Source organism: Pseudomonas lactucae (assembly GCF_016937615.1).
Taxonomy (GTDB): domain Bacteria; phylum Pseudomonadota; class Gammaproteobacteria; order Pseudomonadales; family Pseudomonadaceae; genus Aquipseudomonas; species Aquipseudomonas lactucae.
Window position 1 is genome coordinate 1 of the sequence record NZ_JAFHKI010000149.1, and the last position, 14,850, is coordinate 14,850.

16 protein-coding genes are annotated in these 14,850 nt (G+C 59.8%); 6 read left to right on the forward strand and 10 right to left on the reverse strand.

What is annotated here, in order from left to right; all coding sequences use genetic code 11:
* Positions 1-74: 74 nt before the first annotated feature.
* Genes JWR98_RS24020 through JWR98_RS24030 form a run of 3 tightly spaced genes read right to left on the reverse strand, consistent with a single transcriptional unit; the run spans position 75 to position 1,568 of the window.
* Positions 75-377, reverse strand: a complete 303-nt coding sequence (locus JWR98_RS24020) for a hypothetical protein (RefSeq protein WP_078733740.1) — start codon at positions 375-377, stop codon at positions 75-77.
* Positions 370-1,086, reverse strand: a complete 717-nt coding sequence (locus JWR98_RS24025) for a DUF4225 domain-containing protein (protein WP_078733739.1) — start codon at positions 1,084-1,086, stop codon at positions 370-372. Before JWR98_RS24025 ends, JWR98_RS24020 begins: the two co-directional genes overlap by 8 nt.
* The gene (locus JWR98_RS24030; RefSeq protein WP_205491399.1) at positions 1,083-1,568 is read right to left on the reverse strand and encodes an Hcp family type VI secretion system effector; all 486 of its coding nucleotides are present in this window, start codon (positions 1,566-1,568) and stop codon (positions 1,083-1,085) included. Before JWR98_RS24030 ends, JWR98_RS24025 begins: the two co-directional genes overlap by 4 nt.
* Positions 1,569-1,975: 407 nt before the next feature.
* Between JWR98_RS24030 and JWR98_RS24035 the strand changes: the two genes are divergently transcribed.
* Together JWR98_RS24035 and JWR98_RS24040 are read left to right on the forward strand one after the other, a co-directional pair.
* The gene (locus JWR98_RS24035; RefSeq protein WP_078733793.1) at positions 1,976-2,740 is read left to right on the forward strand and encodes a GNAT family N-acetyltransferase; all 765 of its coding nucleotides are present in this window, start codon (positions 1,976-1,978) and stop codon (positions 2,738-2,740) included.
* 166 nt (positions 2,741-2,906) lie between these two features.
* Complete coding sequence (locus JWR98_RS24040) at positions 2,907-3,917, forward strand: acyl-CoA dehydrogenase family protein (protein ID WP_205491401.1); 1,011 nt, start codon at positions 2,907-2,909, stop codon at positions 3,915-3,917.
* An 18-nt stretch (positions 3,918-3,935) separates the two neighbouring features.
* On the opposite strand, the gene JWR98_RS24045 is transcribed toward JWR98_RS24040, so the two are convergent.
* From JWR98_RS24045 to JWR98_RS24075, 7 genes are all read right to left on the reverse strand, one after another.
* Positions 3,936-4,274: a Na+/H+ antiporter subunit G gene (locus JWR98_RS24045; protein WP_078733737.1), complete on the reverse strand. Its 339-nt coding sequence runs from the start codon at positions 4,272-4,274 to the stop codon at positions 3,936-3,938.
* Positions 4,271-4,549 (reverse strand): K+/H+ antiporter subunit F, encoded by a 279-nt coding sequence (locus JWR98_RS24050; protein WP_078733736.1) that lies wholly within the window; start codon positions 4,547-4,549, stop codon positions 4,271-4,273. Before JWR98_RS24050 ends, JWR98_RS24045 begins: the two co-directional genes overlap by 4 nt.
* Positions 4,546-5,034, reverse strand: a complete 489-nt coding sequence (locus tag JWR98_RS24055) for a Na+/H+ antiporter subunit E (protein ID WP_205491403.1) — start codon at positions 5,032-5,034, stop codon at positions 4,546-4,548. Before JWR98_RS24055 ends, JWR98_RS24050 begins: the two co-directional genes overlap by 4 nt.
* The gene (locus JWR98_RS24060; RefSeq protein ID WP_205491404.1) at positions 5,031-6,713 is read right to left on the reverse strand and encodes a monovalent cation/H+ antiporter subunit D; all 1,683 of its coding nucleotides are present in this window, start codon (positions 6,711-6,713) and stop codon (positions 5,031-5,033) included. The genes JWR98_RS24055 and JWR98_RS24060 overlap by 4 nt, the downstream gene beginning before the upstream one ends.
* Complete coding sequence (locus tag JWR98_RS24065) at positions 6,710-7,054, reverse strand: Na+/H+ antiporter subunit C (RefSeq protein WP_003192163.1); 345 nt, start codon at positions 7,052-7,054, stop codon at positions 6,710-6,712. The genes JWR98_RS24060 and JWR98_RS24065 overlap by 4 nt, the downstream gene beginning before the upstream one ends.
* Positions 7,054-9,975 (reverse strand): monovalent cation/H+ antiporter subunit A, encoded by a 2,922-nt coding sequence (locus JWR98_RS24070; protein ID WP_003174761.1) that lies wholly within the window; start codon positions 9,973-9,975, stop codon positions 7,054-7,056. Before JWR98_RS24070 ends, JWR98_RS24065 begins: the two co-directional genes overlap by 1 nt.
* Positions 9,976-10,180: 205 nt before the next feature.
* Positions 10,181-11,110, reverse strand: a complete 930-nt coding sequence (locus tag JWR98_RS24075; protein WP_078733732.1) for a DMT family transporter — start codon at positions 11,108-11,110, stop codon at positions 10,181-10,183.
* 93 nt (positions 11,111-11,203) lie between these two features.
* Between JWR98_RS24075 and JWR98_RS24080 the strand changes: the two genes are divergently transcribed.
* The 4 genes from JWR98_RS24080 to JWR98_RS24095 all read left to right on the forward strand — a co-directional run.
* Entirely contained in the window at positions 11,204-11,767 is a 564-nt protein-coding gene (locus tag JWR98_RS24080; protein WP_205491405.1) for a helix-turn-helix domain-containing protein, read from the forward strand.
* 155 nt (positions 11,768-11,922) lie between these two features.
* Positions 11,923-13,119 carry an SfnB family sulfur acquisition oxidoreductase gene (locus JWR98_RS24085; protein WP_205491406.1) on the forward strand — a complete coding sequence of 399 codons (1,197 nt, stop codon included), beginning with the start codon at positions 11,923-11,925 and terminating at the stop codon, positions 13,117-13,119.
* 12 nt (positions 13,120-13,131) lie between these two features.
* Positions 13,132-13,458 carry an acyl-CoA dehydrogenase gene (locus tag JWR98_RS24090; protein WP_205491407.1) on the forward strand — a complete coding sequence of 109 codons (327 nt, stop codon included), beginning with the start codon at positions 13,132-13,134 and terminating at the stop codon, positions 13,456-13,458.
* A partial coding sequence (locus tag JWR98_RS24095) for an LLM class flavin-dependent oxidoreductase (RefSeq protein WP_205491408.1) occupies positions 13,458-14,850 on the forward strand: 1,393 nt, incomplete at its 3' end. The genes JWR98_RS24090 and JWR98_RS24095, both read left to right, overlap by 1 nt.

Genomic DNA, 14,850 nt, shown 5'->3' on the forward strand with positions numbered 1-14,850 from the left:
TGATCGTTGATTGCTGAATGAAAAAACGCCCCGACTGGTTCGCGTTTTTTTGAAAGCGAAATAGCAGTGCACCATTAACGTTTCCACCACCAGTTTAAATCCCGCTTTACTGGGAGCGCTAGAGTATGCAGAAAGAAACATACGAGTGCGAACCAACCGATTGATGGGTAGGTGTCAATGAGTTCGGGGCAGCTTCCGAAATATAAATATTCATCAAATTTAACAGCTTCTAAGAGCGTGACCATGAAGAACATATTTATTGCAAAGCCTACGTAGAATTTGGTGTATCCGAGTTTTTTACTGGAAAGAATTACTTTTGTACCGTAGGCGAATAGCAGACCCAGAACTGAAAACGCCGGGAAAGCCCACTCAATCATTTTTGAACTCTTTATGTATTTGTTTTAGTGTCATTGCGTCTACAGCCGCCTCAGTCGTCAATGAAATTGGGTGCATGGTTTTGTAGGCTTGTATGCGGTCTGTGTCGAGATATCTGAACAAGCGCCAAGCATCTGGCTTTAGCACACGTCTCGCAACGCTGTAGGCAGACAGCCCAATATCAACTGCACCATAGGCTATGTTAGCCTCTCGCTCACCATGGCCCATGGCAGATGCTGCCGCCTGGTATGCGTTACGAACAGGGCCGGAAGTATCTGATTGGCCTGTCATCAGATTGCGTCCATTTTCATAAACATTGTTTGCACCGTGGGCCATCAACGGCACGCCCGCGATGAGACAGAGAGTGCCAATCGATGCGTAGCAAATGCCCGCACCCGTAGCCATTTGTAGCGCGCCAGCGACAACACCTATTCCTTTTTCTCCAACTTCCAATGACTGATTCAGCAGGCTACGCTGCTCTTTTTTAATCTCGATCAGTCCCTCTGCGACTGTCTTCTCCCCTTGCTCTACATCCCTGACAATACTACGAGCGTAATAGGCCACCTCTCGATTGAATATTGACCGAGTAACGCCATCCTGTAGATGCTGGGCACTGATTGCACACGCGTAATTGGTTAGTTTTGCAGCGGCTTGGCTGACTACCCCCAAGTCATAGAAAGTAGGCGCTTGATTTTTGTTCTTTGAGTTCATCGCCCGGTTTCCCATGTGCCATAGTCGCTGGTTCCCGCGATGTGATGTGTCCAGATAATCTCTCGATAGCGAATCGCTAGATGTTCCTGTGCTTCCACATCGTTCAGCAGGACAGAATGCGGCACATCGACGGTCAGGCTGGCAATGATGCAGCCCCTTATATCGACGGTGTAGTATTTTTCGTGCCGACCAAACTGTGAGATTCGATAGAAGTTGATGACACAGTTCAGTTCTTCTCTGTTGGATAACGCCACGGCCAGCAAGGGCGAGGATTTATCAATGCTTTTTGTGATGACCACAGGGCCGTGAGTGGACGCTCTGACGTTGCCGGTGTTGAGCATATTGTGGTTGAAGGACATCACCATGATTTCATCCCTGTGCCCCTCCTGACATTTGTTGCCAATAGAGTCTTGGGTTGAGCAGCCGGCGGAGATCAGGCCCTGAGATTTCCCGTTAATAGACATGTAGCCGTGGTTAGCCATCGATGTAAATTCCCTGATGTATTTGCCACAAACATACGGAAAAATGTAAATAGGAAATATCGGATGTTTCGCCTTTTTCAGTGCGAGCGGGATGTAGGAATATTCGATTCTTGTCCGAGATGAAAAAGCGTCCGCTGTCTTGAGGTGGACGCTGTGCGTCTAGAGCTTAACCTGGCTGCGAAACCCGTTCGCTGAATTTGCAGCGACCGCCGAAGATTAGGCTGGCATCTTCCGAGCGGCAACCGCTAAAACACTTTCGGAGGTTTCTCTACGATCAAAGCACTGACTGTTCCCTCGGTTTTAGTCTTGGCGAATTAACCCCTGGGTTTCAGAGTTTCCTTACAGTCCCCCTTTAAGAAGGGTAGGTAATGTTGCTTGTTACTTGGCGTAATAAGAAGGGGACGTATATGCAAACGCTCACACAGACCAGGGAGGCAGACTCAGGCTTGCCGCCCCATATCGGCAAGTTGAGTATTGGCCTTGTCAATACGCGAGAGCAACTGCGAGAGGTACAAGCCCTTCGTTATAAAGTTTTCAATGAAACATTCCAGACGCCGGCACTTGCAAATGCGCAAGCATTGAATGTCGACGAGTTTGATAGCTATTGCGACCATCTGATGGTGCGAGATACTACTACTGGCCGTGTGGTCGGTACGTATCGTGTCATGAGCCCAACGGCTGCCCGACACATGGGGCACCACTATTCAGAAAAAGAATTTGACCTGAGCCGATTGGACCCTCTACGTGCTCATACTATCGAAGCAGGGCATGCCTGCGTGCACCCTGACTACCGAAGCGGTAGCGTCATCATGATGCTATGGTCGGGCTTGGCAACTTATATGCAGCGTGAAGGATGTAATTACTTGATGGGGTGTGCCAGCGTCAGTTTGGCGGATGGCGGTCATCATGCATCAGCAATCTATCATTCGTTTACACCCGAACAATTTGCGCCGCCTGAATATCGTGTCACACCCTATGTGCCGTTTGCGGTTCATGAAGTTAAAGCCGAAAAACCTGCATCCATGCCGCCTTTATTAAAAGGCTATTTACGCAGCGGTGCCTGGGTGTGTGGCGAACCTGCCCGGGACACCGATTTTCAGACAGCTGATTTCTTTATGTTGTTGCCGTTATCGAATTTGGATCAGCGTTATGCGCGCCACTACTTGAAGTGAATAGCCGTACTGTATTCAGCGAGTTGGGCATTAAGAATTATTGAAGGGTTTGAACAGTATGTTTTTAACGGAAGAGCGAAATACGGCGTTTGAGCTGGTCCCGCAAATAGCATCCTTTCTTGAGTCCGCATCGTTTTTGGACCTTGAGCGAGGAGAGTCTCAACGATTGGCTGATCTGTTTCGAACAGTGGGTCGGCCTGGGCTTGCCATTGCTGAGGCGCTGGGTGGAGGGGGTGTCAGTGCACGCAAGTTGGCGCAGTTGCATACGTGGGTCGGCGCACATTGCCCTTCGCTGGCAGTGATGATGACCATGCACCACCACACCGTCGCAGGCATGATGGCGGCCAGTCATTTCTTTCCTGACCTTGAGGGGCTACTGAGCATCGTTGCACGCAACGGCTTGTTGGTTGCGTCCGGGTTCGCCGAAGGCCGCGCGCATTCGGATATCCTGGCCTCGACCATGGCCGTGGAAAAAACCATCGAGGGTTACGTGGTGAATGGCAGCAAGAAGCCTTGCACCATGACCCATCATTTCGACGTGATCACGTTTGGTGTCAACTATGTTGATCCAGAAGGTCACATGTATCTTGGCATTGGTGCGGGGCTGGCGGGCGATCCATGTATCGAGCGCAAGAAGTTCTGGTCTGTTCCGCATTTGCAGGCGGCTGACAGTCACGAGGTCCGGTTCAACAATCTGGTTGTTCCTGAGTCCATGATGCATTTCAGCAAAACCGTGGATGAGCAGCTCGGTGAGGATCAACAGGGAACGGGTAACCATTTGTTTGCGATCTGGTTCCAGTTGCTGGCTTCAGCGTCCTATCTGGGCATGGCATCCGCGTTGGCATCGTGCACACTGACGGCGGGTAAAGGTTCGGCGGAGGACCGGGCGCTGTTGCTGATCGATCTGCAAGGGGCGACGATGGCATTGCAAGGGTTGGCAACGTCGATAGATGAAAACCGATTCTTGCGTGCTGACCTGGCGCGTGCTCAGGCCACACGTTTCTCGGTGCAGGAAGCGGTCAACCGTATTGGCACGCGCGCCTTCGAACTTATGGGGGGGATGGCTTTCATGTCGTCTGAAGAAGTCGCCTATCTGCTGGTGGCAACGCGAGTGCTGGCATTCCATCCGACTTCCAGGATTGCCAGCAGTGCATTCCTGTGTGAGCAGCTGAGCTAGAAAGGTAAGAAGGTGAGGTTAGCGTCGGCTGCTGACCTCGGCCGGTACATCGTCACCTGCCATACGCTTGCGGAACAACGCCGTGCGCGCCAGCAGCAGGGTAGTCACCGGCACTGTGATCGACAGCAGAATTGGTATCAACCATCCGTGCAGCACCGGCGCGGACTTGAGCACCGAAAAGTAAATGATCGACGCCAATGCCACGCACCACGCGGCCAACGTCGAGGCCAGTGCCGGCGGATGCATACGCTGGAAAAAGTCCTTAAGCCGCAACAACCCAATCGCGCCAATCAGCGCAAACACACTGCTGAGCACCAGCAGCACCGCCACCATCACTTCCACCCACAACGGCATCATTCAATCACCTCCCCACGCAGCAGGAATTTGGCCAGGGCAAACGAGCCGACGAAGCCGAACAGCGCGATCAGCAGCGCCGCTTCGAAGTAGGTGTCACTGGCGTAACGAATGCCCAGCACCAGCATCATCAGCATGGCCAGGATGTACAGGTAGTCCAGCGCGAGTACCCGGTCTTGTGCGGACGGGCCTCTGAACAGGCGGATCAGGGTCAGCACCATGGCCACCGAGAACAGGAACAGGCTGAACAGGATCGCATTGGCGAGCAGAGCGCTCATTCGAAGATCTCCATCAGGGGCCGTTCGTAGGCGCTTTTGAAATGTTCGATGAAGGACGCTTCGTCATCCAGATCGAATACATGCAACAGCAGGACACTGCGGTCCAGGGCCAGTTCCGACCAGATGGTGCCGGGCACCACGGTGGTGATCATCGACAGCGCCGCCAGGCCGTTGGCGTCGCGCAGGTCCAGGGGGATCTTGATAAAGCGCGAACGCGGTGGTCGCGAGCCGCACGTCAGCACGCCCCACGCCACTTGCAGGTTGGACACGATCACGTCGTGGCCGACCAACAGGAACAGGCGCAGGATCACACCGGGACGGCGCAGCCTGATCGGTTGCGGACGCAGCGGCGCCATCATCAGCGGTGCAAGGAACCCCAGCAGCGCGCCCAACAGCAGGTTGCCGGGGCTGACGGACAGGTTCAGCACCAGCCACAGTACCCACAGCGCCAACGACAACCACGGGGCAGGAAACAGGCGTCTCATGGCTGTACCTCCCGTGCGGCGGTCTTGGCTTCGGGGCTCGGCACCGGGCGCGTGGCCATGACGGCCATCACGTAGCGTTCCGGGTTGTTCAGGTTCTGGGCGGCGGCGAGGGTGTAGCGCATCAGCGGTTCGGCCTTGAAGGTCAGCGCAATACTCAGGCCCAGCAGCAGGAAGATCGGCAGGCACTCGTAGCGACGCAGCAAGGGCGAGGGGCGTTCTTCCGGTGTCCAGAAGCGCTGGATGCCCAGGCGCGCAAACGCGATCAGCGAGGCCAGCCCGGACAAAATCAGCAGCGCCACCAGGCCCCAGGCCGCCGGGCGAATCGGCTCATCCACGGCATTGCCCAGGCCCAGCGGGTTGACCAGCGCACTCAACAAACTGAGCTTGCCGATAAACCCGGACAGCGGCGGCATGCCGATGATCAACAGGGCGCAGGCGATAAAGCTCAAGCCCAGGAACGCCATGGTCCAGGGGATCACCTGGCCGACCACGGCTTTCTGCTCGTCATCCAGGTTCACGCCCGGCCGTGGATGCAGCGATTCCATGGCCTTGGGCAGCGCATCGATTTCTTCATCCAGCGGCAGGTCGTTGGCCGAGCGTGAGCGTTCGATCAACTCGGCCAGTAGGAACAGCGCGCTCAATGCCAGGGTGGAGCTGACCAGATAAAACAACGCCCCCGCCGTCAGGCTCGGCTGGGCAAAACCCACCGCCGACAGCAGGATCCCGGCGGAGACCAGAATGCTCAAGCTGGCCATGCGCTCCAGGCGTTGCGCTGCAAGCATTGCCAGTGCCGCGCAGACGATGGTCGCCATGCCGCCATACACCAGCCAGTCGCCGCCAAACAGCGCCGACGCCCCGGCCTGGCCGGAGAACAGCAGGGTCCACAAACGCAGCACGGTGTACACGCCGACCTTGGTCATGATCGCAAACATCGCCGCCACCGGCGCACTGGCCGAGGAGTAGGCGGGCGCCAGCCAGAAGTTCAGCGGCCACATGCCGGCCTTGGCCAGGAACGCCGTCGCGAGGATCGCCGCGCCGGCGTGCAGCAGGCCACGGTCAGCTTCGGGCACCAGCGGGATTTTTAACGCCAGGTCAGCGAAATTCAGCGTGCCGGTGACGCCATAGATCATCGCCGCGCCAATCAGGAACAGCGACGACGCCAGCAGGTTGATCGCGATGTAATGCAGCCCTGCCGACACCCGCGCGCGGCCGGAGCCGTGCAGCATCAAACCGTAGGACGCCGCCAGCAGCACTTCGAAGAACACGAACAGGTTGAACAGGTCGGCGGTAAGAAAGGCGCCGTACAGACCCATCATCTGAATCTGGAACAATGCATGGAAACTGGTGCCGGCACGGTCCCAGCGGGCCATGGCGAACAGCAGCGCGCTTACGCCGATGATCCCGGTGAGCACCAGCATCAGTGCCGATAGTTGATCGACCATCAGCACGATGCCGAACGGCACCTGCCAGTTGCCCGGCAGGTACACGCCAATCGAACCGGGGCCGTCCTGTTGCGTCCAGTACAGCAGCAATACGGCAATGCCCAGGCCGATCAGGCTGGAGAACAGATTGATCCTGGCTTTGAGCGGACGACGTTTTTCGCCGAGCATCAGCATCATCGCGGCGGTCAGCAACGGTAGCAGGATCGGCGCGACGATCAGTTGATTGATCCCACTCATTCCTTGGGCTCCCGGCCATCCACATGGTCCGTCCCGGTCAAGCCCCGGGAGGCCAGCAGCACCACCAGGAACAGCGCGGTCATGGCGAAGCTGATCACGATGGCCGTCAGCACCAGGGCCTGGGGCAGCGGGTCGGTGTAGTTGAGCAAGTCTTGCGGCACGCCGTCCTTGATGATCGGCTCTTTGCCGATGAACAGGCTGCCCATGCTGAAAATGAACAGGTTGACGCCATACGACAACAGGCACAGGCCCATCACCACCTGGAACGTCCGCGGGCGCAGGATCAACCACACGCCCGAGGCCGCCAGGACCCCAATGGCAATTGCGATGACTTCTTCCATCAGGCGGCTCCTTCTGTGGCGGCAACGGCTTTGGGCTGGTTGCCCGGTTTGTGCGCGCGCACCGATTGGTGGCCGAGGGCCGTGAGCATCAGCAGCGTCGAGCCAACCACCATGGCGTACACGCCGACGTCGAAGAACAATGCGCTGGCGATATGAATATCCCCCAGCAGCGGCAGGCTTAAATGCCAGGTGTGGGTGGTGAGGAACGGGTACCCGACAAACAGCGCGCCGAGCCCGGTGAGGGTCGCCGACAGCAGGCCGAAGCCCATCCAGCGCATTGGCCGCAGGCTCATCTGCGCCTCGACCCATTGGGTGCCGGCGACCATGTATTGCAGGATAAACGCCACCGACATCACCAGCCCCGCGACAAAGCCGCCGCCCGGTTGGTTGTGGCCGCGCATGAACAGGTAGAACGACACCACCAGCGCAATCGGCAGCAGCAGGCGCACCAGCACCGCCGGTACCATCATGAAGCCGAGCGCGGTGTCATTGGCCTGGCGCGGGTTGACCAGGTCGGTGGCCACGTCCGGCGCCAGTTGGCGCTGTTGCGCGGGCAGTTGCATGCTTTCCTTCGAAGGACGGAAGCGGCGCAGCAGGGCGTAGACCGTGAGCGCCACGGCGCCGAGTACGGTGATTTCGCCCAGGGTATCGAAGCCACGGAAGTCCACCAGCATCACGTTCACCACATTGCTGCCGCCGCCTTCGGGCAGGGCGCGGCTCAAGTAGAACGAGGAGATATCGTTGGGGGTCTGGCGCGTCAGCATCGCATAGGACAGCAACGCCATGCCGCCACCGACCACGGTGGACAACAGGAAGTCACGCAGGCGACGGATACGTGCCTTGCGCAACGAGCTGGGCAGTGGCGAGACTTCTTCTATCCGCCGTGGCAGCCAGCGCAGGCCGAGCAGGATCAGCACCGTAGTGACGACTTCCACGACCAACTGGGTCAGCGCCAGGTCCGGTGCCGAGAACCACACGAAGGTGACGCAGGTCATCAGGCCGCACACGCTGACCATGGTCAGGGCCGCCAGCCGGTGATACTTGGCTTGCCAGGCGGCGCCCAGGGCACAGGCAATCGCCAGCAGCCACAGGGTCACGAACACGACGGAACCGGGGATCTTCGGCCGGTCGCCCCAGGTGAGGCCACTGTTGAACATCGGGATCATGGCGCCGATCACTGCAACGATCACCAGCAGGAACAACTGGGTCTGCAGGCGCTTGGTGCTGATGCGTTTTTCGATCTTGCGCACCCCGCGCATCATCACCACCAGGCAGCGTTCGAAACCACGTTTGCCGTTGAAATAGCTGATGACCGGCGGGTATTTGAAGCGACCGCGCTTGAGCTGTTTGCGCAGCATCAGGTAAAGCACCACGCCGCCGGTCATGGCCACCAGGCTCATGATCATCGGCGCGTTCCAGCCGTGCCAGATCGCCAGGCTGTACTGCGGCAGGACGCCGCCGACCACCGGCAACGCGGCGGCGGCGAGGATCGAGCCGACCACCTGGGCCGGGAAGATCCCCACCAGCAGGCAGGTGAATACCAGCAGCTCAACCGGCGCACGCATCCAGCGTGGGGGTTCGTGGGGCGTGTGCGGCAGGTCGGTGGCGGGCGGGCCGAAGAACACATCCACGGTAAAGCGCAGGGCATAGGCCACGCTGAAGGTGCCGGCAATGGTCGCAATCACCGGCAGGGCGATTTCCACCCATTTTGTCGCCGAGATAAACACCGTTTCGGCGAAGAACATCTCTTTGGACAGGAAACCATTGAGCAACGGCACGCCGGCCATGGAGGCGCTGGCCACCATCGCCAGGGTCGCGGTAAACGGGATCAGCCGCACCAGGCCGCTGAGCTTGCGGATATCGCGGGTGCCGCTTTCGTGGTCGATGATGCCCGCCGCCATGAACAGCGAGGCCTTGAAGGTGGCGTGGTTGAGGATATGGAACACTGCCGCGACGGCGGCCAGCGGGCTGTTGAGCCCCAGCAGCAAGGTGATCAGCCCGAGGTGACTGATCGTGGAGTAGGCCAGCAGGCCCTTGAGATCGTTTTGGAACATGGCGCAGTAAGCGCCGAGGAGGAGGGTGAGGGCGCCGGCGCCGCCGACGATCCAGAACCATTCTTCGCTGCCCGACAGCGACGGCCACAGGCGGGCCAGCAGGAACACGCCGGCCTTCACCATCGTCGCCGAATGCAGATAGGCCGAAACCGGCGTCGGCGCCGCCATGGCGTGGGGCAGCCAGAAGTGGAACGGGAACTGCGCGCTCTTGCTCAACGCGCCGATCAGCACCAGGGCCAGCATCACCGGGTACAGCGAGTGCGCGCGAATCTGATCGCCCGCCGCCAGCACCTGCTCCAGGTCATAGCTGCCGACGATATGCCCCAGCAGCATCACCCCCGCCAGCAGGCACAAACCGCCCGCGCCGGTGACCATCAACGCCATATAGGCACCGCGTCGTGCGTCCGCGCGGTGGTGCCAATAGCCGATCAGCAAGAACGAGAACAGGCTGGTCAGTTCCCAGAAGAACACGATCTGCACCAGGTTGCCGGAGATCACCAGCCCGAGCATGGCGCCCATGAACGCCAGGAAAAACGCGAAGAAACGCGGCACCGGGTCTTCCGGCGACATGTAGTAACGCGCATACAGCGACACCAGCGTGCCGATGCCCAGCACCAGCATCGAGAACAACCAGGCGAAGCCATCCATGCGCAGCACGAAGTTCAGCCCCAGGCTGGGCAACCACATGAATTCTTCGCGGATCACGCCGCCATAGGCGACCTGGGGGTAGAGCAGGGCAACTTGAACAGTCCCCACCAGCGCCACGAGGCCGGCCAGCAGGGATTCGGTATTACGTGCGTTGTGCGGCAGCAAGGCCGCCAGACAGCTGCCGATAAAAGGCAGAAGCAGTAGAACTATCAGGGACATAGGCTTCTAATCTGCGGGAGTTTGGGATGCATCATACGTGCCGCTTTCGTGATCACCAAACGGCAAGATGTGGCAGGATCCTACAAGGTAGGACGAAAACTCCTATTTGGCACTGTTTCAAAATTCGCAGAATTGGAATGCCGACTCCTGTGGGAGCCGGGCTTGCCCGCGATGGCAATATTACAGGCACCACAGTATCTGGAGGCTATCCCTGGCGCTTTTGTTCCAACGCATCGGCCAAGTCAACCGCCTTCTGCCCCTTGGTCTTCATCTCACTCACAATCACCGCCAGCACAATCAACACCGCCCCCAGCATCGCAATTGGTGGGAAACGCTCCCCGGCAATCCGCCCCACCACGCCGGCCCATACCGGCTCGCCGGCATAAATCAACGTGGCTCGCGTGGGCGAAACGCTCTGTTGCGCCCAGTTCATCGCGACCTGGATCACCGCGCTGGTCAAGCCCAGGCCCACCGCACTGAACAGCAACAACCACGAGAACCCCGGCAATGCCTCGCCCATCGGCACGACCATCAGGAACGACAGCAGCGATGCCGTGGCCAGTTGCACCACAGTGACGCGACGTACATCCACCTGCCCGGCAAATGCGCTGATCAGGATGATTTCCGCGGCAATCGCGATGGCGCCGATCAAGGTCGCGATTTCGCCGGGGCTGAAATTCAGCGATGCCCCGGTCGGCCCGGTCAACAGCATCAACCCGGCAAACGCCAGCATGATGCCGATGCTGGGCATCAAGCCCGGACGACGTCCCAGCACCAGCCATTGCAGCAACGGCACGAACGGCACATACAGCGCGGTGATGAACGCTGACTGGCTGCTCAGGATGGTTTGCAGGCCGATGGTCTGCAGGCCGTAGCCGAACATGATCGCCACGCCGATAAACACCCCGGCCTTCAGCTCGAACAGGGTCAGGTCGCGCAGGGTGCGCAGGGAAAAGAACCCGACCACGATCGCCGCCGCCGCAAAGCGCAGGCCCACGAAAAACATCGGCCCGCTGACGGTCATGGCATGCTGTACCAGCAAAAACGTACCGCCCCAGATCATGGTGATAAACACCAGGATGCATTCGGCTTTGCTGAAGCGGTTGAAACGCGAAGGGGAGGTCGGGGCAGTCATGGCGGCTCTGGTCTTGCATGGGAAAGGCACGGACCGCACAATGCGCCGCACGCTGGGCAGTATACTGCGCACACCCACCCATTGAGCAATATAGTGCACAAAGAAAATCCACAACGGGCCTCGGTCCTGCAGCACGTCAGCCAGAACGTTCGTCGCCTGCGCCACGCCGCCGACCTGAGCCAGACCGCGCTTTCGGAAAAGTCCGGCGTCAGCCGGCGCATGCTGGTGGCCATCGAAGCCGGCGAGAAGAACGTCAGCCTGTCCACCCTCGACCGCGTGGCCGAAGCGTTGGAGGTGGCTTTCAGCGACTTGATCCAGGCGCCGGATGCGCCCGACCACAGTCGCATCAATGAGCTGGCCTGGGCCGGTGATATCCCCGGCAGTAAAGCGGTGCTGCTGGCCAAGGCCACTGCGCGACGTGAAGTCGAGTTATGGGAAATGCGTCTGGAACCGGGTGATTGCTACAGCCCGGACCCCGACCCGGAAGGCTGGAGCGTGCAGTTATTCGTGTTCGAAGGATGCCTGACCCTGCTGCTGGGAGATGAAGAAAAACAGGTCGCCGCCGGTGAGTTTTTCATGTTTGCCAGCCGCCAGGTGCATGGCTATCGCAATGAAGGTGACGTCGCCGTGAGCTTCGTTCGCAACGTGGTGATCTAACTGTCCGCCAGGCAACAGTGGATGTGCAGTTTGCTGGTTTAAAGCCGCGCTCTGCGGCGCCGATTTACCAGCAAATCGCTGATTTTATTGACGATTAAGTTCAGGCACGACTCCTGCAATCACTCCGGTATTCCCTCGGAGCCTGGAGTCGGCCCATGTCAGCCCACCCTCAACACCCTGCCCATATCATTCGCTCGGACGCGGAGGCCATCGAAGTCGCCACGCGCCTGGCCGAGCGTTTTGCCGTCGAGGCCAGCGTGCGCGACCGCGAGCGGCGCCTGCCTTTCGCTGAACTGGACGAGTTCTCCGCCAGCGGCCTGTGGGGCATCACCGTGCCCAAGGCCTACGGCGGCGCCGGGGTGTCCTATGTGACGGTGGCCGAGGTGATCAAGTTGATCTCCGCTGCCGATCCGTCCCTGGGGCAGATCCCGCAGAACCACCTGGGTGTGGTGGACCTCCTGCTGCAAACCGCCACCGAGGAACAAAAGCGCTTTTACTTCGCCAAGGTGCTGGCGGGTTACCGTTTCGGCAATGCCTTTTCCGAGGCCAAGAGCAAAAACGCCGGCACCTTTGATACCCAGATCCGCTTTCACGGCGACACCGCCCAGATCAACGGCGAGAAGTTCTACTGCACCGGCGCGCTGTTCGCGCATATCGTGCCTACCGCGGGCAGCAACGAAAATGGCCAGGTCTTTATCGGTCTGGTCGAACGCAATGCCCCCGGCCTGACCGTGATCGACAACTGGGACGGTTTCGGCCAGCGCACCACCGCCAGCGGCGGCGTAACCCTCGACGGCGTGACCGTCCCCTTGAGCGCGGTGATCCCCGCCCACCTGGCCTTTGACCAACCCACGGCCGACGGGCCGATTTCGCAAATCATCCAGGCGGCGGTCGATACCGGCATTGCCCTTGGGGCCCTTGAACACGCCAAAGTCCATGCCCGCCAGGCGCGGCCCTGGATCGACAGCCAACAGGATCACGGCTGGCAGGACCCGTTCACCATTGCCGCCATCGGCGACCTGGAATGGCGCGTGCACGGCACCGAAGCCATCCTCGCCAAGGCCGGCATCGCGGTCGACCAGGCCCTGGCCGAACCGAATGAAGACACCGTGGCCCACGCTTCGCTGGTCGTCGCCCAGGCCAAAGTGCTGTCGGCCGAAACCGCCTTGCTCGCCAGCAGCAAACTCTTCGAACTGGCCGGCACCCGCTCGGTCACCGCCAGGCACAACCTCGACCGTTTCTGGCGCAACGCACGCACCCACACCCTGCACGACCCGGCCCGCTGGAAATACCACCTGATCGGCAACTACGTGCTCAACGGCGTAAAGCCCGCGCGCCACGCCTGGAACTGAGGAGCCTGACCCATGACCGCACTGACGCTCGCCCGCCAACTGCTGGACAGCACCCGTCGTCACGTTGAGAAAAGCGACGACCCCTACGTGATCAGCCGTTTCGGCGACTTGCAGATCCGCGTCGACGTGGCCGCCGCGCTGCTTGAACGCGCCGACACCCACCCCAGCCCGGTGGCCGCCACCGAAGCGCAGATCGCCGCCGCCGAGGCCCTGATTGCCGCCAGCAACGGTGAGTTCGAATTGACCGGTCAACGCACCGCGCTGCCGTCGACCCTCGATGACCCGTTGCGCTGGAAATACCAGGTTGTCGGCAACTACCACCTCAACGGAGTGCTTTGATGGCCCGCCAAATCCGCTTGAATGCCTTCGACATGAACTGCGTCGGCCACCAGTCGCCCGGCCTGTGGGCGCATCCGCGTGACCGTTCGTGGCAGTACAAGGACCTGGACTACTGGACCGACCTGGCAAAAATCCTGGAGCGTGGCAAATTCGACGGCCTGTTTATCGCCGACGTGCTGGGCATCTACGATGTGTACAACGGCAACGGCGCCGCGGCGATTCGCCAGGCTACCCAGGTGCCGGTCAATGATCCGCTGTCGCTGATCGCGCCGATGGCGCTGGTCACCGAACACTTGGGGTTTGGCCTGACCGCGTCGCTGTCCTTCGAGCATCCGTATCCGTTCGCGCGCCGGCTGTCGACCCTCGATCATCTGACCAAGGGCCGCATCGGCTGGAACATCGTCACGTCCTACCTGGAAAGCGGCGCCAAGAACCTCGGCCAGAAAGCCCAGACCGAACACGATGCGCGTTATGACTATGCCGAGGAATACCTCGAAGTTTGCTACAAGCTCTGGGAAGGCAGCTGGGAGGAGGGCGCGGTGCTGCGCGACCGTGAGCGTCGCATCTTCAGCGACCCGAGCAAAATCCATGAGATCCGCCACGTCGGCAAGCACTTCCAAGTGCCCGGCATTCACCTGTGCGAACCGTCGCCGCAACGCACGCCGGTGCTGTACCAGGCCGGCGCGTCCAGCCGTGGCAAACAGTTCGCCGCCGAGCAGGCCGAATGCGTGTTCGTCGCCGCACCGTCGAAGGTATTGCTGAAAAAAACCGTGGCCGATATTCGTCGCCGTGCCGCTGAAGCGGGGCGCGATCCGAAGAAGATCCTGATCTTCAACCTGCAGACGGTGATCGTCGACGAAACGGATGCCAAGGCCAAAGCCAAGTTCGACGAGTACAAATCCTACGTCAGCTACGAAGGCGCGATGGCGCTGATTTCCGGCTGGACCGGTATCGACTTCAGCCAGTTCAAACCGGACGAACCGCTCAAGCACGTACACACCAATGCGATTCAATCGGCGGTGGAAGCCTTCTCCACGGCGGACCCGAACAAGGTCTGGACACCCAATGAACTGGCCGACTGGGTCGGTATCGGCGGCTTTGGCCCACTGTTTGTCGGCGGTCCGCAAACCGTCGCCGACCTGTTGCAGGAGTGGGTGGAAGACACCGATGTGGACGGCTTCAACCTGGCCTATGCACTGACCCACGAGACCTTTATCGACGCCGTGGAGTGGCTGGTGCCGGAGTTGCAAAAGCGTGGCGTATACAAGACCGAATACGCCCAGGGCACCTTGCGCGAGAAGTTGTTTGGCGACGGTGCAAGGTTGGGTCCAAACCACCCCGGCGCCAGCTACCGCGATCTGTCTGGTGCACGAAATTCCAATGTGGGAGGGG